Here is a 22,248-nt window from a genome sequence, read left to right on the forward strand (position 1 = left end):
CGAAAAAAAGTAGGTGTGTCATTCCTTTTTTGATCGATCTTGCCGCCTCTTCGCGGGTAAACCCGCTCCCACAGGGATCGCACGCTGGCTAAAACCTGTGCAGTACCCGCGAAGAGGCCCTCAAGCCTGCAACTGCTCGCGAATCCACTCCACCAACGCCCGCACCTTGGGCACTTCTGCCGCATGCTCGGCATGCGCCAGGTAATGTGCCCCGGCACTCTTCATGGTGTGGTTCCATGCAATCACCAGGCTCCCCTCGCTCAACTCCTTGGCCACCAGGTAACGCGGCACCAACGCCACCCCACAACCCGCCTGCGCGGCACTCAACGCCATATAGAACGTATCGAAACGCGGCCCGTGGTAAGCGCTGACACTGTGCAGCCCCAACTCCAGAAACCACTCGTGCCAAGCTTCGGGCCGCGAGGTGCTCTGCAGCAGCACCCGCTCGGCCAGTTCCCCGGCATCCTTCAATTCGCGCCCCGCCAGCAGCTCCGGTGCGCACACGGGCACCACCTCTTCACCGAACAGCTCGATGCAGGTCGCCCCCGGCCAGGTGCCCTGCCCGTAGAAGAACACCACATCCGCCGAGCCCTGCAGCAAGGCGAACGGCTCCATCTCGTTACGAATGTCCAGGTGGATGTTGGTGTGCCGTTTGCCGAAGCCCTTGAGGTGCGGGATCAACCAACGCACGCCAAAACTCGGTTGAGTGGCTACCTTCAATATCTCGGTCTGCTCACCATAGGTCAGGACGTAGCGGCTGGACATGTCGACCTGGGTGAGGATCTTGTTGACCTCAGCCAGGTACAAGCTGCCGGCAGGCGTCAGTTGCAGGCGCCGGCGGATGCGCAGGAACAGGTGGTGGCGCAGCATCTCTTCGAGCTGTGCCACCTGCTTGCTGACGGCGCTCTGGGTGAGGTGCAGCTCTTCGGCGGCGCGGGTGAAGCTCAGGTGGCGGGCTGCAGCCTCGAAGCACTGCAGGGCGGTCATGGAGGGCACCAGGCGTTTGGACATAGCGTTCTCTGCGGCTCAAATCATTACCTGACGGAATGATAAGCGGAATAAAGGTCGTTTGTTGCACCCGAGTAATCGGATTAATACTGACCCCCATCATTTTTCCACCCCATCACCCGATGTAGGAGAAGCACAAATGGTTGCTGGATTGCTCGAGCGCCTTGGCGTTGCCGCCACGGCTTACACCCAGGGCGACTACCCTGTTCACACGCCGATCGACGGCAGCCAGATCGCCTCGGTGAAACTGCTTGGCAAGGCCGAGAGCACCGCCCGCATCGACCAGGCGCACAGCGCCTTCGAGGCCTGGCGCAGCGTGCCGGCCCCGCGCCGTGGCGAGCTGGTGCGCCTGTTTGGCGAAGTGCTGCGTGAGCACAAGGCCGACCTGGGCGAGCTGGTTTCCATCGAAGCCGGCAAGATCACCCAGGAAGGCCTGGGCGAAGTGCAGGAGATGATCGACATCTGCGATTTCGCCGTGGGCCTGTCGCGCCAGCTGTACGGCCTGACCATCGCCTCCGAGCGCCCTGGCCACCACATGCGTGAGTCTTGGCACCCGCTGGGCGTGGTCGGCGTGATCAGCGCCTTCAACTTCCCGGTCGCCGTGTGGGCCTGGAACACCGCCCTGGCTCTGGTGGCCGGTAACTCGGTGGTGTGGAAGCCGTCCGAGAAGACCCCGCTGACCGCGCTGGCGTGCCAGGCGCTGTTCGACAAAGCCCTGAAAGCCTTCGGCGATGCCCCGGCAGGCCTGGCGCAACTGGTCATCGGTGGCCGCGAAGCGGGCGAAGCGCTGGTCGACGATCCACGTGTGCCGCTGGTCAGCGCCACCGGCAGCACCCGCATGGGCCGTGAAGTCGGCCCACGCGTCGCGGCCCGCTTCGGCCGCAGCATCCTGGAACTGGGCGGCAACAACGCCATGATTCTGGCCCCGAGCGCAGACCTGGACCTGGCCGTGCGCGGCATCCTGTTCTCCGCCGTCGGCACTGCCGGCCAGCGCTGCACCACCCTGCGTCGCCTGATCGTGCACCGTTCGATCAAGGACGAAGTGGTTGCCCGCGTCAAAGCTGCTTACGCCAAGGTGCGCATCGGTGACCCGCGCAAGGACAACCTGGTGGGCCCGCTGATCGACAAGCTGTCGTTCGACGCCATGCAGGGCGCGCTGGCCAAGGCCCGCGACGAAGGCGGCGAGGTATTCGGTGGCCAGCGCCAGCTGGCCGACCAGTACCCGAACGCCTACTACGTGTCGCCCGCCATTGCCGAGATGCCCGCGCAGAGCGACGTGGTGCGCCACGAGACCTTCGCGCCGATCCTCTACGTGCTGGCCTACGACGACTTCGAAGAGGCCCTGCGCCTGAACAACGAAGTGCCACAGGGCCTGTCGTCGTGCATCTTCACCACCGACATCCGTGAGGCCGAGCGTTTCCAGAGCGCCTCGGGCAGCGACTGCGGTATCGCCAACGTCAACATCGGCACCAGCGGCGCCGAGATCGGCGGTGCGTTCGGTGGCGAGAAGGAAACCGGCGGTGGTCGTGAGTCGGGTTCCGATGCCTGGAAAGGCTACATGCGTCGCCAAACCAATACCGTGAACTACTCGCGCGAACTGCCACTGGCGCAGGGCATCGTGTTCGACTGATGCTGCATGGCCGGGGGCTTTGGCCCCCGGTTCGCGGGGCAAGCCCGCTCCCCCAGGAATTGTGATGCTTGCACGATTTCTGTGGGAGCGGGCTTGTCCCGCGAATGGGCCGCAAAGCGGCCCCAAGTAGTCAGATGCACCCGCAATAAGAACAACACTGCTGGAGCCGGCCATGTCCGAACTGCGTCAACAATGCTTGTGGGAACACGTCAGCCAACCGACCGTCGCCGCCCAGGCCCTGGCTGGCGAGCACAAGGCCGATGTCTGCGTCATCGGCGGTGGCATTACCGGCCTGTCGGCGGCCATCCACCTGCTCGAACAGGGCAAGTCGGTGATCCTGCTGGAGGCCTGGAAGATCGGCCACGGTGGCTCCGGGCGCAACGTCGGGCTGGTCAATGCCGGCACCTGGATCCGCCCCGACGATGTCGAGGCGACCCTCGGCCAGAAGCAGGGCAGCCGCCTGAACACGGTGCTCGGCGAGGCCCCTGGCGAGGTTTTCGCCCTGATCGAGCGCCTGGGCATCGATTGTCAGGCGCAACACAAAGGCACCCTGCACATGGCGCACAACGCCACCGGCATCGCCGACCTCGAAGCACGCCACCAGCAGTGGAGCCGACGCGGCGCCGATGTGCAGCTGCTGACCGGCGCCCAATGCCAGGAATACTGCGGTACCGACAAGATTTCCGCCGCGCTGCTCGACCGCCGCGCCGGCACCATCAACCCCATGGGCTACACCCAAGGTCTGGCTGCGGCGGTTGCGCGCCTGGGCGGCAAGCTGTTCCAGCAATCGGCCGTCGAAGGCCTGGAGCGCGACGGTGACGCCTGGCGGGTCAAGACCGCACGCGGTTCAGTGCGCGCCGACAAGGTGGTGATCTCCACCGGTGCCTACACCGAAGGCGACTGGAGCAACCTGCAGAAGCAGTTCTTCCGTGGTTACTACTACCAGGTTGCCTCCAAGCCGCTGCACGGTGCTGCCGCCGACAAGGTCCTGCCGCACGGCCAAGGCTCGTGGGACACCCGCACCGTGCTCAGCAGCATCCGCCGCGACGACCAGGGCCGCCTGTTGCTCGGCAGCCTCGGCCGGGTCGACAACAAGCCGGCGTGGTTCGTGCGCAGCTGGGCCGACCGCATCCAGAGCCATTACTACCCGGAGCTGGGCAAGGTCGAGTGGGAGATGCACTGGACCGGCTGCATCGACTTCACCCCCGATCACCTGATGCGCCTGTTCGAGCCGGCGCCTGGGTTGGTCGCGGTTACGGGTTACAACGGCCGTGGCAATACCACGGGCACGGTGATCGGCCGTGCGTTTGCCGAGTTTCTGCTCAAGGGTGAGGCGGACAGCCTGCCGATCCCGTTCTCGCCGATGACCGGGGTGAGTGCGCCGTCGTTGCGCACGGCGTTCTACGAGTCAGGGTTCTCGCTGTACCACGCAGGGCAGTGTTTGCGGGTTGTGCTTTAGGTGTTTGTACCGGCCCCATCGCCGGTAAGCCGGCGATGGGGCCGGTGCAGGCAGTAACGCTATTTGTGCAACCAGCTGAGGAAGCCGCCCTTCTTGATCAGGGTCGGTTTCTGCAGCAATAGGGACTCCCGGCTCTGCCGCCGGAACCGCTGCAGCTTGCTCAACGCCGTCTGCACCTCACCGCGCTGCACCAGGCAGCTGCGCACCTGCTCCTTGTCGATGCGGTACAGCACGCAGCTGGTCAGGGTGCGGAACTCGGCAAATGAATCCTCCTCATCGATGATGCCCTCGATCCCCAGCACCTCGCCCGGCCCCATGCGCCCGGCCTCCAGCAACTGCTCGCCATCGCGCACCGAGGCCGAGACCACGCCGCTGCCAATCACCAGCAAGTGATCGGACAGCTCGCCCACGCCCAGAATCACCTGGTCGGCCAAGTACTCCACCGCCGTCATGCGCTGGCTCAGGGCGTCGCGCTCCTCGCCGCTCAACGAACGGAACACCCGCACCTCGTCCAGTACCTCGCGTTGGCGGCTGCGCGGTGGCAGCGCCAAGTCGACGTTCCACATCACACCGCTGGCTTCAAGGTGCCGGTGCGCCAGGTCGAACAGCTGGTTGCGCGCCTCGGTCTTGCCGCCCATGTCGGCGACAAAGCCGCTGGCTTCGTATTCCACCGACTCCAGGGTGGAGACCTTCACCGTCACCTTCGGTTTGGGTGAGGCAAGAATGGCGCTGGTGCCCTGCAAGGCCTTTTCCAGCGCATCGAACACCCGTTTAGGCCGCACTTTGGCCGGCACCACCACACTGATCGATACCCCATGCACATCGGCCGGGCGGCTGTGGTTGAGCAGCCGAGCCTTGGCCGCCACCGAATTGGGGATCACCGCCAGGCTGCCTGAGCCAGTGAGCAGGCGCGTGGCGCGCCAGTCGATGTCCAGCACCTTGCCTTCGGTGCCATCGATGGAGATCGAATCGCCGATCTGGTAGGGCCGCGTGGTGTTCAGCACGATGCCACTGAACACGTCGGCCAAAGTGCTTTGCAGCGCCAGGCCGATGACGATGGCCATGACCCCGGAGGTGGCCAACAGGCCCTTCACCGGCAACTGCATCACATAGCCCGCAGCGGCCACCACGGCCGCTAGGAAGATCAACGCCCCCAGCACATCCTGCAGCAACCGCCCGCCATGGCTGCCGCGCGCCACCAGCAGCAGGCCGAACACCACCGTCACCGTGCGCGCGCCAAACAGCCACCAGCCGATCGCCAGCACCGTGGCCATCAGGTTGCGCGACACATCGTCTACCCAGGGCGGCGGCTGCAGCGGGCTCATCCCGGCGGCCACCAGCACCCAGCTGAACAGCAGGAAGATCGCCAGCCGCGTGCCGATGCGCCAGGCCCGGCGCTGGAGGGGGATCAGTTGCCAGAGGATGAGGTCGAGCAGGATCAGGGCGCAGCCGAGCAACAACGGGGACGACTGGATGAACGCCAGCATGGTGGTCTCGGGGTCAGAGGAGGGCTGTGGGTAGTAATAGAGCAGGTTGAGCGGGCAGGCAATGGGTGGTTGTGCTGACCCTTCGCGGGACAAGCCCGCTCCCACAGTTAATCGCTGTTCTCAAAGACGATGCAATCCCTGTGGGAGGGGGCTTGTCCCGCGAAGGGGCCAGCAAATCCACTGCCAAACCATCGTTCCTAAAACAGAACGCTAAAGCCAGAAACCGCTATCTACCGCGCCAAAGGTAATGGTTTTAATCTTTTCCCATCAACGCGAAACACCCAACTTACTGAACATCAAAACCCTTAGGAGCTACCCCCATGACCCACTTCAAATACAACCGCCTGAACAAAGACGACGCCGCTGTGCTGCTGGTCGACCACCAGGCGGGCTTGCTGTCCCTGGTCCGCGACATCGAACCGGACGCATTCAAGAACAACGTGCTGGCCCTGGCTGACCTGGCCAAGTTCTTCAACCTGCCGACCATCCTGACTACCAGCTTCGAACAAGGCCCCAACGGCCCGCTGGTCCCAGAGCTGAAAGCCCTGTTCCCGAATGCCCCGTACATTGCCCGCCCTGGCCAGATCAACGCCTGGGACAACGAAGACTTCGTCAAAGCCGTGAAGGCGACCGGCAAGAAGCAGCTGATCATTGCCGGTGTGGTCACTGAAGTGTGCGTCGCCTTCCCGGCCCTGGCCGCCCTTGAAGAAGAGTTCGAGGTGTTCGTGGTGACCGATGCTTCCGGCACCTTCAACGCCATGACCCGCGACGCCGCCCACGACCGCATGAGCCGCGCCGGTGCGCAACTGATGACCTGGTTCGGCGTGGCCTGTGAGCTGCACCGCGACTGGCGCAACGACATCGAAGGCCTGGCCGCGCTGTGCTCCAACCACATCCCGGACTACCGCAACCTGATGACCAGCTACAACGCCTTCAACGCCGGCAAGTAAGCCGACCCGCCTCGGGCACCGCCAGTCGGTGCCCAGCCAGGGCAGCACAACCATCCAATCCTCCGCCCGTTCGCCGTTGCACAGTGAATGCGGGCAAGCTCATCCCAAGGAACGCCGATGAACACCGCATTCCAAGACAACCGCAACGTGGTGACCCTGGTCATCCAGCACAAGGTGCGCGCTGCGTCGCTGGCCGATTACGAAGCCTGGCTCAAGCGTACGGTAAGCACCGCACGGCGCCAGCCGGGGCACCTCGACGTCAACGTGATCCGCCCGGACGACGGCGGGCTGCACTTCACCACCGTGGTGCGCTTCGCCGATGCGAGCCTGCTGCAGGCCTGGGTCAACTCCGCTGAGCGCCAGGCGCTGGTCAACGAAGTGCTGCCACTGCTCGAAGGCGGCGACCACACCCAGGTACACGACGATCCGGAGTTCTGGTTCACCCCGCCCAGTGCCAGCGCCCCGCAACCGCCGCGCTGGAAGCAGGCACTGCTGACTTACCTGGTGATCTGCCCGATGACCATGATCATCCCGCAACTGCTGGCGCCGTTCTTCGCACGCTTCCCGCAGTTGGGTGGGGTGATCACCGGCAACCTGATCGTCAACCTGTTCGTCATCCTGCCCGTGGTGTTCTACATCATGCCGTGGGTCACCCGCCGCTGCGCCAACTGGCTGCGCGGCTGAGCCAGCCCCTTTACCTCGACACTTTCAAGGAGATACCGACATGACTACGCTCGTTACCCGCGATGGCACTTCGATCTATTACAAGGACTGGGGCAGCGGCAAGCCCGTGCTGTTCAGCCACGGCTGGCCGCTGGATGCCGACATGTGGGATTCGCAGATGGAGTATCTGGCCAGCCGCGGCTACCGCGCCATCGCCTTCGACCGCCGTGGTTTCGGCCGTTCGAGCCAGCCGTGGACCGGTTACGACTACGACACGTTCGCCGACGACATCGCCCAGCTGATCGAGCACCTCGACGTGCGCGACGTCACCCTGGTGGGCTTCTCAATGGGCGGCGGTGACGTCAGCCGCTACATCGCCCGCCACGGCAGCGAGCGCGTTGCTGGCCTGGTATTGCTGGGCGCGGTAACGCCGTTGTTCGGCAAGCGTGACGACAACCCGGACGGGGTCGACACCTCGGTATTCGACGGCATCAAGGCCGGCCTGCGGGCTGACCGGGCGCAGTTCATCGCCGATTTCGCCACGCCGTTCTATGGCTTGAACCATGGGCAGCAGGTTTCTCAAGGTGTGCAGGCGCAGACCCTGAACATCGCGCTGCTGGCGTCGATCAAGGGCACGCTGGATTGCGTGACTGCGTTCTCCGAAACCGACTTCCGCCCAGACATGGCCAAGATCGATGTGCCGACCTTGGTGATCCACGGTGACGATGACCAGATCGTACCGTTCGAGACCACTGGCAAGCGGGCTGCGGAGCTCATTCGTGGAGCTGAACTGAAGGTGTACAGCGGGGCGCCGCATGGGTTTGCGGTCACTCATGCGCAGCAGCTCAACGAAGATCTGCTCGCGTTTCTGCAGAAATGACGGTGTGAGGCATTCGCGGGAAACCCGCTCCCACAGGGTTCAACACAGCGTTTGAGACCTGTGATGTACCCGTGGGAGCCGGCTTGCCGGCGAAGCGGCCGGCCCTGCCAGCACAACCTGTGAACAGGGCTAACCTTCTTCAACCCACCGCACATCCATGCAATCCCTGACCAGGCGTGAACCGGCATGCTTCGCAGTTGCACCTGCCGCCGCCGCACCCAGACGGAGAAGACCATGTCCCAGGACCCCAACGACAAGACCCGTCGCCAGTTCCTCGCCACCAGCACCGTGCTCGGTGCCGCCGGCGCGCTCTGGTCCGCATTGCCCTTCACCGGCGCTGCCGGTTCCGCCCACGCATCCACCCAAGGAGGTTCCATGACCGCCGACCTGATTCTGTTCAACGGCAAGCTGCACACGGTCGACCGTGAAAAACCCACGGCAACGGCTGTCGCCATCAAGGATGGCCGCTTCATTGCCGTGGGCAACGACGCCGAGGCCATGGCCCACAAGGGCGCCGCCACGCAGATCATCGACCTCAAGCAGCGCACGGTGATCCCAGGCCTGAACGACTCGCACCTGCACCTGATCCGCGGTGGTCTGAACTACAACCTGGAACTGCGTTGGGAAGGCGTGCCGTCGGTGGCCGACGCCCTGCGCATGCTCAAGGACCAGGCCGCGCGCACGCCAACCCCGCAGTGGGTACGCGTGGTCGGTGGCTGGAACGAGTTCCAGTTCGCCGAAAAACGCATGCCGACCCTGGAGGAAATCAACCAGGCCGCGCCCGATACCCCAGTGTTCCTCCTGCACCTGTACGACCGCGCACTGCTCAACCGCGCCGCACTCAAGGCCGTGGGCTACAACAAGGACACGCCGAACCCGCCGGGTGGCGAGATCCAGCGCGACAAGTTCGGCAACCCGACCGGCATGCTCATCGCCCGCCCCAACGCGATGATCCTCTACGCCACCCTGGCCAAGGGGCCGAAGCTGCCGTTGGAATACCAGGTCAACTCGACCCGCCAGTTCATGCGTGAGCTCAACCGCCTGGGCCTGACCAGCGCGATCGACGCAGGCGGCGGTTATCAGAACTTCCCGGACGACTACTCGGTGATCCAGGAGCTGGCCGACAACAACCAGCTGACCGTGCGCATTGCCTACAACCTGTTCACCCAGAAGCCCAAGGAAGAGCTGGACGACTTCAAGAAGTGGACCTCCAGCGTCAAGCTGCACAGCGGCACCGACTTCCTGCGTCATAACGGCGCCGGTGAGATGCTGGTGTTCTCCGCCGCCGACTTCGAGGACTTCCTCGAGCCGCGCCCGGACCTGCCGCAAACCATGGAAGAAGAGCTGGAGCCGGTGGTGCGCCACCTGGTCGAGCAGCGCTGGCCGTTCCGCCTGCACGCCACCTACAACGAATCGATCACGCGCATGCTCGACGTGTTCGAGAAGGTCAACCGCGACATTCCATTCAATGGCCTGCCGTGGTTCTTCGACCACGCCGAGACCATCACCCCGCACAATATCGAGCGCGTGCGCGCGCTGGGCGGCGGTATCGCCATTCAGGACCGCATGGCCTTCCAGGGTGAATATTTCGTCGACCGCTACGGCGCCAAGGCCGCCGAGCAGACCCCGCCGATCAAACGCATGCTCGAGATGGGCGTACCGGTCGGTGCCGGCACCGACGCCACCCGTGTGTCCAGCTACAACCCGTGGACCTCGCTGTACTGGCTGGTCAGCGGCAAGACCGTCGGCGGCATGGAGCTTTACCCCGAAGGCCTGAGCCGCGACACCGCGCTGCAACTGTTCACCCAGGGCAGTGCCTGGTTCTCCAGCGAGCAGGGCAAGAAGGGCCAGATCAAGGTGGGCCAGCTGGCGGACCTGGCGGCGCTGTCGCTGGACTTCTTCAGCGTGGAAGAAGAAGCGATCAAGGGCATCGAGTCGGTGCTGACCCTCGTCGATGGCAAGGTGGTGTACGGCGCGGGTGAGTTCGACAGGCTTGGCCCACCGCAGGTGCCGGTGCTGCCGGAATGGTCGCCGGTGGCCAAGGTGCCCGGGCACTGGCGCGTGGGTACGCCATCGCTGGCGGCGGCAGTGCACCAGTGTAGCGGGCCGTGCGGGGTGCATGCGCACAGCCATGAGAAAGCGCGGCATTCGAGTGTGCCGGTGAATGACTACCAGGGCTTCTGGGGTGCGCTGGGTTGCTCGTGCTTCGCGTTCTAAGCTGAGCTGATGTGAAGAAGGGGGCCCGTCATGGGCCCCCTTTCTTGTTCTGTCTGTCCTGGCCTCTTCGCGGGCAAGCCCGCGAAGAGGCCAGAAAGGCCAGCATCAGTGCTGAGGCTTGTGCTCCTGCCCAGCCAACAGATGCCGAATCCGCACCGGCACGCCATCGGTCTGCAACATCCTCACCCGCGCCTCGATCTTCAGCTCAGCGCGAGTCACCCGATGGTGATGGCGCAAATGCTCCAGCCACGACTCCTCGAAGAAGAACTCCAACCACAACGCCGGGTCGGCACTGTCACGCATCAAGCCCCACGACAACGCACCATTGCGTTTGCGCATGGCTTCGAGCTCCCGTGCGGCCTGCTGGAAGGCCTCGGCCTTGGTCGGCGCGATGTGGTATTCGACGGTGACCATCACCGGCCCCGCTTCCTTGTCCAGGTCATCGCTCAATACCGGGACCGGCCAGTGCAACGAGGGGGTCAGCTCCTCGGCTTCGGTCTCCGGCAGCGTCACCCTGCACGTCAGCAAAGTGGCCAATGCCAGGCCAGCTGCGGCCAGCAACAGGCTCAAGGTAATCGACGCATGGCTGGCCACGCTGCCCCAGAGCAGCCCGCCAATGGCCATCGCACCGAAGAAGATCAGGATGTACACCGACAGCGCCCGGGCCCGCACCCAGGCCGGCACCGATGTTTGCGCCGCTACCTGCAGGTTGGACAGCACGGCAATCCACGCCGCGCCGCTGAGCAGCATCGCCGGCAGCAGCACGTAGAAGTTGCGCACCAGCGCCAGGGCCAGCAGGAACAGTGCGTACAGCAAGCTGGCAAGGATCACCAGGCGGTCGCGGCTGATGCGGTCGCGCAGGCGTGGTAGCACGGTCGCACCGGCCACCGCGCCAATGCCGATCGCGGCCAGCAACAGGCCGAAATCGGCTGCCGTGCCATGCATCTCGCCCCGTACGATCAGCGGCAGCAGCGAGGTGCCCGCACTGGCACACAGGAAGAACGCCAATGCCCGCAACAGCACGGCCTGCAAGGGCTTCGAGCTACGCGCAAAACGCAGGCCGGTGCGCATGGCGCCGACGAAGCGCTCGGCCGGCAGCAGCGGCTGCTGCACTTCGCGTTTCCACAGTAACAGCACCAGGATCACCCCGGCGAACGACACGGCATTCAGGGCGAAGGTCAGCCAGGGGCCGACCAGGCTCACCACCACCCCGGCCAGGGCCGGGCCGACGGCGCGGGAAACGTTGATGCCGACGCTGGAAATGGCCACCGCGTTGGGCAGGTCTTCCTTGCCCACCAGCTCCGGCGTGAGTGCACTCCAGGCCGGCATCATCAGGGCCGTGCCGATGCCCAGGGCGAGTGTCAGCGTCAGCAGCAGGGTGACATTCATCAAGCCTGACAGTGTCAGCGCCGCGAGCACCACGGCCACGGCCGACATCCACAGCTGCACCAGCAACAGGTAGCGACGCTTGTCGACGATGTCCGCCGCCGCCCCCGCTGGCAAGGCCAGGAAGAACATCGGCAGCGAGCCGGCCACCTGGATCAGCGCCACATGCAGCGGGCTGGCCGACAGCGTGGTCATCAGCCAGCCAGCGCCGACTTCGTGCATCCAGGTACCGATGTTGGAGGCGATGGTGGCGATCCACAGCATGCGGAAGGTGGTGTTGCGCAGGGGGCTCCAGGCGCCTGAAAGGGACGTGCTCATGTCAGAAGCTACCTTTGAGTGGGTATTCGATGATCAGGTAGATGCGGTCGATGTCGTCACCGGCCTGCGCTTCATTGGCGCGGTGGCTGACGTGGGAGAACGACAGGCTGAGGTCCTTGGCGGCGCCCGACTGCACCACGTACTTCAGGTCGATGTCGCGTTCCCAGTGACGCCCACCCTGACCCTGCTGGCCCGTGTAGGCGCCGCCTGCCGGGGCATGCGTGCCGTCGATGGCGCTGCCGCTGACATAGCGGCCCATCAGGCTCAGGCCGGGTACGCCGAGGGTGGCGAAGTCCAGGTCGTAGCGCAGTTGCCACGAACGCTCGCCGGGGCCGTTGAAGTCGGCGTACTTGATCGAGTTGGCGAGGTAGATGGAGTCGCCGCCGACGAAGTCGAACGGCGTGTCGCCCTCGATCTTCTGGTAAGCCAGGGTCAGGGCCTGGGCACCCAGGCGGTATTTGCCTGAAAGGCTGTAGGCGAGCGTGTCGATGGCGCCGGCACTGGCGCTGCCGGTGTCGCGGGTCTGGTACAGGTTGCCGTCCAGGCGCCAGTTGCCTTCGGCCAGGTTCAGGTTGAGGTAGGCCTGGCGCCAGGTGTCCTGCAGCTGCCCGGCGTACAGCGCGCCGCCGAACGGGCCCGCGGGGGCGAAGGTGGCGCCGGCCAGGCTGATGGCGCGGCCCTGGGTGGTGGCGCCGTAGCCGCTGAAGTCGTCGTGGGTCGAGCTGTTGTCCTGGTTGTTGAACGCGGTGAAGCGCCCGGCTTGCAAACGCCAGTCGGGCAGGGCGGTGTTCTCCAGCAGCCAGCCGCTGGCGTATTCCGGGTGCAGGCGTTTGTCACCGGTATCGAACACCGGGGTTTCCACCGTCATTTCGCCGTAGCGCAATTGTGTGTTGCCCAGGCGTAGCTTCAGGGCGGCGCCGGCGCTGGAATAGTTGGACTCGGCGCGGCCGTCGCTGTCGCGTGGCAGCAGGCCGGTACCGGCATGGCCGCGGCCGCCGTCGAGCTTGACGCCAAGAAAACCGTGGGCGTCGATGCCGACACCGACCGTGCCCTCGGTAAAGCCTGAGCGGATTTCGCCGATGAAGCCCTGGGCCCATTCCTGGCGGTAGTTCTGGCCGCTGGCGGAGGGTGAGCGGAAGTCGCTGTGCAGGAAGTAGTTGCGGCTGAGCAGTGACCAGCCGGGTGCTTCCGCCTGGCTGATCAGCGGGCAGAGGGCGAGGGTGGCGAGCAGGGCGCGGCCTGGTCCGTGGGTGGCGCGGATCATGGGGGCTCCGGTGTGGATGATCCGGGACTGTGGGGCAAGCTCAGGTCAGGGTCTTGTAAGGGTGTGCTGGATAGCCTGGGCGCCTACCTCGAGAAGGCTTGGGCAATGGCGTCGATCACAACCCGCACCCGTGCGGTATGCCTGACATCCTGGTGGGTCACCAACCAGATATCGTACGGTTTGCGCTGTGGCCAAACCCTGCACAGGCCATCCTGCTCGCCCAGAGGTACAGGCAACTCACCTAGCCCGACACCACTGGCCAGCGCCCGGCGCACCATCAACCCCGAGGTACAGGTCATGGCGATGCGTCCCTGGGCGATGGGCTCGCCGGCCAGGGTCACTTCCTTGCCGCTGTCCAGGTAGGGTTGATAGAGCACCAGTTCATGCCCGGCGAAAGCATTGCCCGGCACCGGTTCACCACAGCGCTCAAGGTACGCACGCGAGGCGAACAGGCCGCTCTGCCAACGCGCTAACCGGCGCACCACCAATTCGGGGTTGTCGGGTTTGTGTGTGCGCACAGCGATATCGGCCTCGCGTTTGCTGAGGTTCAGCATCTGAGTCGATGCCTGCAGCTGCACTTCGATACCCGGATGCTCAAGGCGCAGGCCAGCGACTGCCGGGATGATGAAATCCAGGGCGAACGAATCAGTCGTGGTAACCCTCACCACGCCACTGAGACGCTCATCCAGGCCGAGAATCTGCCGTTGCAGGCCTGCGGCGCAGGCCTCCATTTCCAGGGCGGCGCGCATGGCCACCTCCCCGGCGCTGGTCAAGGCATAACCGCTGGAGGTTCGTAGGAACAGCGTCGCGCTCAACGCGGTTTCCAGCGACAGAAGCCTGCGGCCAACGGTTGCCTGGTCCACACCCAGGCTGCGGGCGGCGGCGCGCAAGGTCTGTTCTCGGCACAGGGCAAGGAATACCCGGGTGTCGTCCCAATTCATCACGGCTGTCCTCTGTGATGCAAATATGCATGACTTGGATGAAAAATCGCTGCGTTATTTCATCGTGTGACGACTTTATGCTCTTCCTATCGTCATCGACAAGCGCCGCTTCCGGCGCAAGGACACAACATGAATGCTTCAAGGCAACGTGCGCCCTGGCTGCCAATCTGGGCAGGCTTGTGTGCCAGCCTGGTCGGCATCGGCCTGGCACGATTCGCTTACACGCCGCTCATCCCGGCGCTCATCGACGCCCATTGGTTCACCGGTTCGGCAGTGGTCTATCTGGGGGCCGCCAATCTGGCGGGCTATCTGCTCGGCGCGCTGATCGGCAGGGCGCTGGCTGTGTGCTTCAGTGGCCGGACGGTGCTGCGCGGCATGATGGTGCTGGTCAGCGTGGCTTTTCTGGCGTGTGCCTGGCCGTTGTCGGTTGGCTGGTTCTTTGGCTGGCGGCTGGTGTCAGGCGTTGCCGGCGGAGTGATCATGGTGCTGGCGGCCAGCGTGATTCTGCCGCACGTGGCAGCAGCGCGCCGCGGCTTGGCCAGCGGCGCGATCTTCCTCGGCATTGGCCTGGGCATCGCCGGGGCTGCCAGCCTGGTCCCGTGGCTGCTGGGCAAGGGCTTGCAACAGACTTGGCTGGGTCTCGCCGCGTTATCGCTGCTGCTGACAGCCAGCAGCTGGACCGGTTGGCCCGCGGAGCACGGCCAGCAGCCGGCAGCCCCTGCGCCACGGCACGCCAGCGCCTCGCCGGCCATCATCGTGCTGTTTGGCCAATACGCCTTGATGGCCACAGCGTTGGTGGCACCGATGATGTTCCTGGTGGACTACGTCAGCCGCGGCCTGGGCGCGGGCACCCAAGCCGGTGTGCTGATCTGGGGCTTGTATGGCCTGGGGGCGATTGCCGGGCCGGTGGTTTACGGGTTACTGGCCGACCGCCTGGGGGCCCGGGCAGGTATTCGCCTGGTGTTGCTGGCGCAATTGATCGCCTTGAGCGTGTTGCTGGGCAGCCAGGATTTGCGCCTGCTCGCGGCTGCCGCGCTGCTGATAGGCTCGTTCCCGCCGGGCATCGTGCCACTGGCTTTGGCGCGGGTGCATCAGCTGGTCGACGGCCACGCCCGGCAGAACGCAACCTGGAGCCGCGCCACGGTGTCGTTCGCAAGCTTTCAGGCGGTTGCCGGTTATGCCTACTCGGCGCTGTTCAGTGCCAGCGGTGGCCATTACGGCGTGCTGTTCGCCGTCGCCGCCGGGGCGGTCGTGCTGGCGCTGCTGGCCGATCTGTTGCTCAAGGGCGAGCCGCGCACAGTGGCTGCCCGGGCCTGATCAGGCCATGTCGCTGATCGCGAATTCCTCCGCCAGGTGATCGATCAGCGAACGCACCGACGGCAACAACCCGCGCCGCGACGGGAAGATCGCATGCACGATGCCGCAACGCGGGTGCCATTCCGGCAGCAGCTCCACCAAGCGCCCTTCGGCCAGGTCCTCGCGCACCGCCACCCGTGGCAAATGCGCGATACCGACCCCGGCCACCACGAAGTGGCGCAGGGCAAACAGGTCATCGGTGACCATGCGCGGTGTGTGGGGGATCACGATGCTGCGGCTCATGTCTTCGCCCTGGAACAGCTCCCACTGGTACTCACGCTGGGCGCTGCCCCAATGCACGCTGGGCAGCGTGCCGAGCACTTGCGGGTCGAAGCCATCAGGCAGTTGCGCCTGATACTGCGGGTGCCCCACCAGGCACTGGGTACTGTTGCTCAGCACCTTCATCACCATGTCGGTGTTCTCCAGCGGCGGGAAGCGCACGCGCAGCGCCACGTCGAAGCCTTCATGCAGCAGGTCGACGCGGCGGTTGGTGCTCTCGATGAACAGCTCCACCTGCGGGTACTTGAGCATGTAACGGGTGAGCATTGGCCCGACCCACGAGTTGAGCAGGGTGGTCGGGCAACTGATGCGCACCAAACCGCGTGGTTCGCTGCGGTTGCGCTCGATGATTTCCGCCGCGCCCTCGGCCTCTACACGCATGGCCAGGCAACGGTTGTAGTAGGCCTGGCCGATCTCGGTCAGCGAGCAGTGCCGGCTGGTGCGGTGCAGCAGGCGCACGCCCAGGCGCTCCTCAAGGTCGGCGATGCGTCGGCTGAGTTTCGACTTGGGCATGTCCAGTGCGCGCCCGGCCGGGGCGAAGCCACCGTGCTCGACCACCTGGGTGAAGTAGTAGAGGGAGTTGAGGTCTTCCAATGATCGTTCTCCAGGTGGAACGCTAAGGCCAATTTTCGCAGTCTACCGCTCTAAACGTGATGATTTTAATCTGTGCCCATCAACGCGAAACACCCCAGATTGCTGAAAAATTCATAAACCTTAGGAGCACAGACCATGAGCAAATTCACCTACAACCGCCTGAACAAAGACGACGCCGCTGTGCTGCTGGTCGACCACCAGGCTGGCCTGCTGTCGCTGGTCCGCGACATCGAGCCGGACAAGTTCAAGAACAACGTACTGGCCCTGGCTGACCTGGCGAAGTTCTTCAACTTGCCCACCATCCTGACTACCAGCTTCGAGCAAGGCCCCAACGGCCCGCTGGTCCCAGAGCTGAAAGCCCTGTTCCCGGACGCCCCGTACATCGCTCGCCCTGGCCAGATCAACGCCTGGGACAACGAAGACTTCGTCAAGGCCGTGAAAGCCACCGGCAAGAAGCAGCTGATCATCGCCGGTGTGGTCACTGAAGTGTGCGTCGCCTTCCCGGCTCTGGCCGCCCTTGAAGAAGAGTTCGAGGTGTTCGTGGTGACCGATGCTTCCGGCACCTTCAACGAAATGACCCGCGACGCCGCCCATGACCGCATGAGCCAGGCGGGTGCCCAGCTGATGACCTGGTTCGGCGTGGCCTGTGAGCTGCACCGCGACTGGCGCAATGATGTCGAAGGGTTGGCGGCGCTGTGCTCCAACCATATTCCGGACTACCGCAACTTGATGACCAGCTACAACGCGCTGACTGCTGGTAAGTAATACGAAGTAACTTGATGGATGGCTTCCGCACGGGGGCCATCTTTGACTTGATCCATTAGTGTTGCAAGCGTTTCACCTGAGCGCGAAACCAGCTGCTATTCAGCGGCAATAGCTGGCGTAGGAGCCCCGTCGATGGCTGGATCATCAACGTCGGGTGAAACCTCCACACCCTGGCTTGAGGGTGTGTATATGAATATCAAGCATGATTACAGGGCCACTGGTGACAGTGGCCCTTTTCTTTGCTCGGCAGAAAACAGTATCGCTTGTAGAGCCGTTTCCCATGGCGATGCTTGTTCAGCGCCTTTGCATCGCACTGCATGAAATGCCACAGCATCGCCGTTGTGGAGTGTTACGACCACCAGCATCTGCCGCTTGGTCTCGAAGACGCCTATGAAGGCCAACCTAAACGCCTCATTAGTGTAAGCGACCTCCCACACCTCGAACGGCCCGGTTAATGTATCCAGCGCTACTTTCACATAGCGCTCCCTAGCGTCTTGTCGTTTCTCGACGATGTGATGGATACAGCTGCGCTGAACCCGGATGACGCCCATTGGGGTAGCGACGGTTACCGAGTTAACCATTGCATTGCTCAAACCCAGATGGATTGCAGCAAGCTTCATTGCGGCATCGTGCGATACGGCAGCGGATAATTCTTCGATGGGTTGGATACGCATTTCACGAGCATGCGTTCTTAGGTCGGGCAGTTGCTCGTCCTGCCAGGTATTCTGGCCTCTCTTCTCGGCTACTTTCGCGGTAGGGTTGTTGGCGCTCAATGGATACCTGGCTTCGAGGCCAAAAAAAAGAGGGCCTAAGCCCTCTTGCTGTTTCGATGTACCTTCCTCAATCCGCATCCGAATCAAACAACCGCTCCAACTCCACGCGCGCCTCCTTGGCCGTCTGCATCACCTTGGCCCGGTCATCGCGCACCTGTCCCTGCGCCTCCAGCACTTCCTCGTCATGCTGGGCAAACCGCTCGATGCGGTCCGCCGCCTGTTCACTGCTCAGCCCCAAGCCGACCAGGGCACGGCGGGTCATTTCCAGGCTTGAATAGAACGTCTCGCGAATTGGCTCGGCACCCACGTCCACCAGCTTGTGCACATGCTGGCGGTTGCGCGCGCGGGCCAGCACTTTCAGGTGCGGGTACAGGCGCTTGACCCGTTCCGCCGTGCGCGTGGTGACTTCCGGGTCGTCGGTGGTGATCACGAAGTACTCGGCCTCGCCGACCTTGGCCGCATGCAGCACCTCGGGGCGCAGCGGGTCGCCGTAGAACACCGGGGCCTGTTCGAACATGCGGGTCATCTCGATGGCATCCACCGAGGTTTCCAAGGCGACGAAGGGGATCTTCTGCGCACGCAGGATGCGCGACACGATCTGCCCCATGCGGCCCATGCCGACGATCACCACGCGCGGGGTGTCGGCATCGATGCGTTTGTAGTGCTCGGGCACTTCACGCGCCGGTTGCGGGCGCTTGAGGGCGCGGGCACAGCCGAGCATCAGCAGCGGGGTGATGGCCATCGACAGGGTGATGGTCATCAGCAGCAGGTCGTAGGTCTGGGTATCGAACAGGCCCTGGTCCTTGCCCAGCTTGAACACCACGAAGGCGAACTCGCCACCGGCGGCCAGCACCATCCCCAGGCGCAGCGCGCTGGCGCTGTTCAGGCCACCGGCCAGGCGGCCGACGCCAATCAGCAACGCCAGCTTTACCGCCACCAGCAGCAGGGTCAGGCCCAGCAGCACCAGCGGCATTTCCAGCAGCAGGCTCAAGTTGGCGCCCATGCCCACGCTCATGAAGAACAGCCCCAACAGCAGCCCTTTGAACGGTTCGATCTGTGACTCCAGCTCGTGCCGGTACTCCGAATCGGCCAGCAGCAGGCCAGCCAGGAAGGCGCCCAACGCCATGGAGATGCCGGCTTCCTCCATCAGCCAGGCGGTGCCGATCACCACCAGCAGCGCGGTGGCGGTGGACACTTCCGGCAGGCCGGTGCGCGCCACGATGCGGAACACCGGGCGCAGCAGGTAGCGGCCGCCGACGATCACCACGGCGATGCTGGCGAACACGTTCAGGCCATGCTCCAGGCTGTCGCCATGGCTGGTGTCCGGACCGCTGGCGGCCAGCAATGGCACCAGCGCAATCAGCGGGATCGCGGCGATGTCCTGGAACAGCAGAATGGCGAACGCCAGGCGGCCATGCGGGGCGTTGAGCTGCTTGTTTTCGGCCAGGCTCTGCAGGCCGAGGGCGGTGGACGACAGCGCCAGGCCCAGGCCGACCACGATAGCTGCCGGCAGCGACTGGTCAAAGCCGAACAGGGCGATGGCGCCGATCAGTGCGCCGGTCAGCAGCACCTGCGCGGTACCCACGCCGAACACCGACTTGCGCATCAGCCACAGGCGTTTGGGCGACAGCTCCAAGCCGATGATGAACAGCAGCAGGACCACGCCCAGCTCGGAAATGTGCGCCACGCTTTCGGTGTCGCGGATCAGGCCCAGGGCCTGCGGGCCGATGGCCACGCCGGCCAGCAGGTAACCGATCACGGCACCCAGTTGCAGGCGTTTGGCGAGAGGGACGGCGAGGACCGCCGCGAGCAAGAAGATCACCGCGGTTTGCAGAAGGCTGCCTTCGTGTGGCATTGGCTCGTACTCCATGAGCTGCCGGGGCAGCGTTTGAACAGTGTGGCGGACAATTCTGGGGATTGCGGGTGTTCCAGACAATCAGGTCGAATGGAGAAACATTGTCCTGAAATAAGTGACAGCCAGCACTTGCCCCTTCGCGGGCTTGTCCCGCGCAGAGGCCAGCTCAGCCAGCTGAGGTTTATCTGTTAACCGCCGCCAAACTGCGCCCGATATTGCGCCGGCGTCATGCCGATCCGCTCGCAGAACACTTTGCGCATATGCCGGTCACTGCCAAACCCGCACTGCGCCGCCACCACCTTCAGCGGCAAGTCGCTGCCTTCGAGCAGCTTGCGCGCCTGGTCGATCCGCGCATTCTGCAGGTACTGCAACGGCGTGATGCCCACCTCGCGCTGAAAGGTGCGGGCAAAATTGCGCGCACTCATCGCCACCAGGTCGGCCATCTTCTGTACGGTAAAGGCCTGGTCGATATGGTCGACAATGTACGCCTGCACTCGTGCCGTCGCCGAGCCATCGCGCGGCACCGCCGCCAGCAGCGGGCCATAGGGCGTCTGCCCGCCCTGGCGATGGCGGGCCACCAGCAACACCTTGGCCACTTCCAGGGCCAGCGCCTTGCCGTGATCCTCGGCGACGATGGCCAGCGCCAGGTCGATGCCTGCGGTGATGCCGCCAGAGGTGATCAGGTCGCGGTCGACCACGTAGATCTGCTCGGTCTCGACCTTTGCCTCGGGGAACGCGCGTGCCAGCCGTTCCACATAGTTCCAGTGGGTGGTGCAGCGGTAGCCGCCGAGCAGCCCGGCCCGCCCCAGCAGGAAAACACCCGTGCAGATGGCACCGAAGCGTTTGGCGCCGTGCACCGCTTGCGCCAGCCAGCGCTCCAGCTCGGGGTGGGCAACGTCATAGGCACCCGGGCCGCCCGGCACCAACAGCAGGTCGACGTTGGCCGGCAGGTCTTCCAGGCGCAGGTCGGCCAACACCTTCAAGCCAGATGAGCCGCGAATCGGCCCTTGGCTTTGCGCCACGGTCACCAGCCGGTAATGCCGATCTTCGGGCAAAAACCGGTTGGCGATGGCGAAGGCGTCCATGGGGCCGGTGACATCCAGCAACAGCACATCGTTGAACAGCACCATGGCCACAGTTCGGTGAGCGCGATTTTCCTGCATACCTCTTTCGCCTTGAATGCGGGCCGCTCGCGGCGGCCTGTAGCTGAATACGAAGTGCATCTTAAGGGATCGGGCGGGCGGTGGGGCCAGCACTGCACAATTAAGAACTCTTCAGGTTTGGCTCAGGACTTTGTCATGTGCCGGGGGCGAGACTTTCGGCATTGAACAGGAGAGTCGCCATGAACCCTGGGACGCCCCAAGACACCCCTTATGCCCCCGGCGCGCTGACCCCCGCGCGCCTGCGCCAGGCCAAGGAGCTGATGCTGCGCAGTTCGTTGTCGATCATCGAGATTGCCGGGGTATGCAACCTCACCCGCAGCCATTTCTCTCGTGCCTTCAAGGTCAACACCGGCCTGTCGCCGCAGGCCTGGCGCCTGCTGGCGCGCATGGAGAAGGCTAAGCGCCTGCTGGCCACCGAGGCGCCGATCACCCACGTGAGCCTTGAATGCGGCTTTTGCGACCAGGCCCATTTCACCCGGGCTTTCAGCCGGATGGTTGGCCAGCCGCCCAAGGCCTGGCGCCAGGCGGCGCGTGTAGAGGCATTTTCTTAAGACGCTTTTATCCCTCGGTATAAGCCCTTTGGGACAGTGCCGGGGCCCTTATCCCAACCCAAGGAGTCACCCCCATGAGCCAACCCGATTACAAGCGCCTGAACAAAGACGACGCCGTGGTCCTGCTGGTCGACCACCAGACTGGTCTGATCTCGCTGGTGCAGGACTTCTCGCCCAACGAATTCAAGAACAACGTGCTGGCCCTGGGCGACCTGGCCAAGTTCTTCGGCCTGCCGACCATCCTCACCACCAGCTTCGAGCAAGGCCCCAACGGCCCGCTGGTGCCGGAGCTGAAAGAGATGTTCCCGGACGCGCCGTACATTGCCCGCCCTGGCCAGATCAACGCCTGGGACAACGAAGACTTCGTCAAGGCGATCAAGGCCACCGGCCGCAAGCAGCTGATCATCGCGGGCGTGGTCACCGATGTGTGCGTGGCGTTCCCGACCCTGTCGGCGCTGGCCGAGGGCTTCGAAGTGTTCGTGGTGACCGATGCCTCGGGTACGTTCAACGAGACCGTGCAGCAGGCTGCGTGGGTGCGCATGACCCAGGCGGGCGCGCAGATGATGAATTGGTTCTCGGTGGCCTGTGAGCTGCACCGTGACTGGCGCAACGACATAGAAGGGCTGGGTAACCTGCTGTCGCAGCGCATCCCCAACTACCGCAACCTGATGAACAGCTACGCGGTGTTGAGCGCGCGTTGATCTGACAA

19 protein-coding genes are annotated in these 22,248 nt (G+C 64.3%); 10 read left to right on the forward strand and 9 right to left on the reverse strand.

The features are described from left to right. Nucleotides 1-120: 120 nt before the first annotated feature. Nucleotides 121-1,011 (reverse strand): LysR family transcriptional regulator, encoded by an 891-nt coding sequence (locus ACIPIJ_RS15865; protein ID WP_401078084.1) that lies wholly within the window; start codon nt 1,009-1,011, stop codon nt 121-123. Between the two features lie 136 nt (nt 1,012-1,147). Here ACIPIJ_RS15865 and ACIPIJ_RS15870 point away from each other — a divergent pair, with 136 nt between their 5' ends. Both ACIPIJ_RS15870 and ACIPIJ_RS15875 read left to right on the forward strand, forming a co-directional pair. Continuing rightward, nucleotides 1,148-2,638 carry an aldehyde dehydrogenase family protein gene (locus ACIPIJ_RS15870; RefSeq protein ID WP_401078087.1) on the forward strand — a complete coding sequence of 497 codons (1,491 nt, stop codon included), beginning with the start codon at nt 1,148-1,150 and terminating at the stop codon, nt 2,636-2,638. Nucleotides 2,639-2,810: 172 nt separating this feature from the next. Beyond that, entirely contained in the window at nt 2,811-4,097 is a 1,287-nt protein-coding gene (locus ACIPIJ_RS15875) for an NAD(P)/FAD-dependent oxidoreductase (RefSeq protein ID WP_401078089.1), read from the forward strand. Between the two features lie 59 nt (nt 4,098-4,156). On the opposite strand, the gene ACIPIJ_RS15880 is transcribed toward ACIPIJ_RS15875, so the two are convergent. Then, entirely contained in the window at nt 4,157-5,584 is a 1,428-nt protein-coding gene (locus ACIPIJ_RS15880; RefSeq protein WP_401078961.1) for a mechanosensitive ion channel domain-containing protein, read from the reverse strand. Between the two features lie 320 nt (nt 5,585-5,904). Between ACIPIJ_RS15880 and ycaC (ACIPIJ_RS15885) the strand changes: the two genes are divergently transcribed. From ycaC (ACIPIJ_RS15885) to ACIPIJ_RS15900, 4 genes are all read left to right on the forward strand, one after another. Continuing rightward, nucleotides 5,905-6,534 carry an isochorismate family cysteine hydrolase YcaC gene (gene ycaC / locus ACIPIJ_RS15885; RefSeq protein WP_401078092.1) on the forward strand — a complete coding sequence of 210 codons (630 nt, stop codon included), beginning with the start codon at nt 5,905-5,907 and terminating at the stop codon, nt 6,532-6,534. Nucleotides 6,535-6,651: 117 nt separating this feature from the next. Then, on the forward strand, nt 6,652-7,218 hold the full coding sequence (locus ACIPIJ_RS15890) for an antibiotic biosynthesis monooxygenase (protein WP_401078095.1): 567 nt from the start codon (nt 6,652-6,654) through the stop codon (nt 7,216-7,218). Between the two features lie 40 nt (nt 7,219-7,258). After that, complete coding sequence (locus ACIPIJ_RS15895) at nt 7,259-8,077, forward strand: alpha/beta fold hydrolase (RefSeq protein ID WP_401078098.1); 819 nt, start codon at nt 7,259-7,261, stop codon at nt 8,075-8,077. A gap of 375 nt (nt 8,078-8,452) precedes the next feature. Beyond that, nucleotides 8,453-10,294, forward strand: coding sequence for an amidohydrolase (locus ACIPIJ_RS15900; protein ID WP_401078963.1), 1,842 nt, complete (start codon nt 8,453-8,455; stop codon nt 10,292-10,294). Between the two features lie 105 nt (nt 10,295-10,399). Here the strand turns inward: ACIPIJ_RS15900 and ACIPIJ_RS15905 are convergent, their stop codons facing one another. The 3 genes from ACIPIJ_RS15905 to ACIPIJ_RS15915 form a co-directional block, all read right to left on the reverse strand. After that, complete coding sequence (locus ACIPIJ_RS15905; protein ID WP_401078101.1) at nt 10,400-11,998, reverse strand: MFS transporter; 1,599 nt, start codon at nt 11,996-11,998, stop codon at nt 10,400-10,402. A 1-nt stretch (nt 11,999) separates the two neighbouring features. Continuing rightward, on the reverse strand, nt 12,000-13,262 hold the full coding sequence (locus ACIPIJ_RS15910) for an OprD family porin (RefSeq protein WP_401078104.1): 1,263 nt from the start codon (nt 13,260-13,262) through the stop codon (nt 12,000-12,002). Between the two features lie 83 nt (nt 13,263-13,345). Beyond that, on the reverse strand, nt 13,346-14,203 hold the full coding sequence (locus tag ACIPIJ_RS15915; RefSeq protein ID WP_401078107.1) for a LysR family transcriptional regulator: 858 nt from the start codon (nt 14,201-14,203) through the stop codon (nt 13,346-13,348). A 129-nt stretch (nt 14,204-14,332) separates the two neighbouring features. Here ACIPIJ_RS15915 and ACIPIJ_RS15920 point away from each other — a divergent pair, with 129 nt between their 5' ends. Further along, nucleotides 14,333-15,520 (forward strand): YbfB/YjiJ family MFS transporter, encoded by a 1,188-nt coding sequence (locus ACIPIJ_RS15920; RefSeq protein WP_401078110.1) that lies wholly within the window; start codon nt 14,333-14,335, stop codon nt 15,518-15,520. On the opposite strand, the gene ACIPIJ_RS15925 is transcribed toward ACIPIJ_RS15920, so the two are convergent. Beyond that, nucleotides 15,521-16,432 carry a LysR substrate-binding domain-containing protein gene (locus ACIPIJ_RS15925; RefSeq protein WP_401078113.1) on the reverse strand — a complete coding sequence of 304 codons (912 nt, stop codon included), beginning with the start codon at nt 16,430-16,432 and terminating at the stop codon, nt 15,521-15,523. Between the two features lie 135 nt (nt 16,433-16,567). On the opposite strand from ACIPIJ_RS15925, the gene ycaC (ACIPIJ_RS15930) reads away from it, so the two are divergent. Then, nucleotides 16,568-17,197 (forward strand): isochorismate family cysteine hydrolase YcaC, encoded by a 630-nt coding sequence (gene ycaC, locus ACIPIJ_RS15930; RefSeq protein ID WP_014592827.1) that lies wholly within the window; start codon nt 16,568-16,570, stop codon nt 17,195-17,197. A gap of 206 nt (nt 17,198-17,403) precedes the next feature. On the opposite strand, the gene ACIPIJ_RS15935 is transcribed toward ycaC (ACIPIJ_RS15930), so the two are convergent. From ACIPIJ_RS15935 to ACIPIJ_RS15945, 3 genes are all read right to left on the reverse strand, one after another. Next, nucleotides 17,404-17,970, reverse strand: a complete 567-nt coding sequence (locus ACIPIJ_RS15935; protein ID WP_401078116.1) for a PBECR2 nuclease fold domain-containing protein — start codon at nt 17,968-17,970, stop codon at nt 17,404-17,406. A gap of 67 nt (nt 17,971-18,037) precedes the next feature. Continuing rightward, nucleotides 18,038-19,825, reverse strand: a complete 1,788-nt coding sequence (locus ACIPIJ_RS15940; RefSeq protein WP_401078119.1) for a monovalent cation:proton antiporter-2 (CPA2) family protein — start codon at nt 19,823-19,825, stop codon at nt 18,038-18,040. Between the two features lie 188 nt (nt 19,826-20,013). Continuing rightward, a complete protein-coding gene (locus ACIPIJ_RS15945) occupies nt 20,014-20,988 on the reverse strand; it encodes a GlxA family transcriptional regulator (protein WP_401078122.1) in 975 nt (324 codons plus the stop codon). 179 nt (nt 20,989-21,167) lie between these two features. Here ACIPIJ_RS15945 and ACIPIJ_RS15950 point away from each other — a divergent pair, with 179 nt between their 5' ends. Continuing rightward, nucleotides 21,168-21,539: a helix-turn-helix domain-containing protein gene (locus ACIPIJ_RS15950; protein ID WP_401078125.1), complete on the forward strand. Its 372-nt coding sequence runs from the start codon at nt 21,168-21,170 to the stop codon at nt 21,537-21,539. Nucleotides 21,540-21,613: 74 nt separating this feature from the next. Beyond that, a complete protein-coding gene (ycaC, locus tag ACIPIJ_RS15955; protein ID WP_033702238.1) occupies nt 21,614-22,240 on the forward strand; it encodes an isochorismate family cysteine hydrolase YcaC in 627 nt (208 codons plus the stop codon). The last annotated feature ends 8 nt before the right edge of the window (nt 22,241-22,248 follow it).

The organism is Pseudomonas sp. NPDC087185, from assembly GCF_044744955.1.
In the GTDB taxonomy this organism is placed as follows: domain Bacteria; phylum Pseudomonadota; class Gammaproteobacteria; order Pseudomonadales; family Pseudomonadaceae; genus Aquipseudomonas.

Bases quoted from the DNA above. Each gene is read 5' to 3' on its own strand.
- ACIPIJ_RS15865 (WP_401078084.1), bottom strand. From the start codon at position 1,011: ATGTCCAAACGCCTGGTGCCCTCCATGACCGCCCTGCAGTGCTTCGAG.
- ACIPIJ_RS15870 (WP_401078087.1), top strand. From the start codon at position 1,148: ATGGTTGCTGGATTGCTCGAGCGCCTTGGCGTTGCCGCCACGGCTTAC.
- ACIPIJ_RS15875 (WP_401078089.1), top strand. From the start codon at position 2,811: ATGTCCGAACTGCGTCAACAATGCTTGTGGGAACACGTCAGCCAACCG.
- ACIPIJ_RS15880 (WP_401078961.1), bottom strand. From the start codon at position 5,584: ATGCTGGCGTTCATCCAGTCGTCCCCGTTGTTGCTCGGCTGCGCCCTG.
- ycaC (WP_401078092.1), top strand. From the start codon at position 5,905: ATGACCCACTTCAAATACAACCGCCTGAACAAAGACGACGCCGCTGTG.
- ACIPIJ_RS15890 (WP_401078095.1), top strand. From the start codon at position 6,652: ATGAACACCGCATTCCAAGACAACCGCAACGTGGTGACCCTGGTCATC.
- ACIPIJ_RS15895 (WP_401078098.1), top strand. From the start codon at position 7,259: ATGACTACGCTCGTTACCCGCGATGGCACTTCGATCTATTACAAGGAC.
- ACIPIJ_RS15900 (WP_401078963.1), top strand. From the start codon at position 8,453: ATGACCGCCGACCTGATTCTGTTCAACGGCAAGCTGCACACGGTCGAC.
- ACIPIJ_RS15905 (WP_401078101.1), bottom strand. From the start codon at position 11,998: ATGAGCACGTCCCTTTCAGGCGCCTGGAGCCCCCTGCGCAACACCACC.
- ACIPIJ_RS15910 (WP_401078104.1), bottom strand. From the start codon at position 13,262: ATGATCCGCGCCACCCACGGACCAGGCCGCGCCCTGCTCGCCACCCTC.
- ACIPIJ_RS15915 (WP_401078107.1), bottom strand. From the start codon at position 14,203: ATGAATTGGGACGACACCCGGGTATTCCTTGCCCTGTGCCGAGAACAG.
- ACIPIJ_RS15920 (WP_401078110.1), top strand. From the start codon at position 14,333: ATGAATGCTTCAAGGCAACGTGCGCCCTGGCTGCCAATCTGGGCAGGC.
- ycaC (WP_014592827.1), top strand. From the start codon at position 16,568: ATGAGCAAATTCACCTACAACCGCCTGAACAAAGACGACGCCGCTGTG.
- ACIPIJ_RS15940 (WP_401078119.1), bottom strand. From the start codon at position 19,825: ATGCCACACGAAGGCAGCCTTCTGCAAACCGCGGTGATCTTCTTGCTC.
- ACIPIJ_RS15945 (WP_401078122.1), bottom strand. From the start codon at position 20,988: ATGCAGGAAAATCGCGCTCACCGAACTGTGGCCATGGTGCTGTTCAAC.
- ACIPIJ_RS15950 (WP_401078125.1), top strand. From the start codon at position 21,168: ATGAACCCTGGGACGCCCCAAGACACCCCTTATGCCCCCGGCGCGCTG.
- ycaC (WP_033702238.1), top strand. From the start codon at position 21,614: ATGAGCCAACCCGATTACAAGCGCCTGAACAAAGACGACGCCGTGGTC.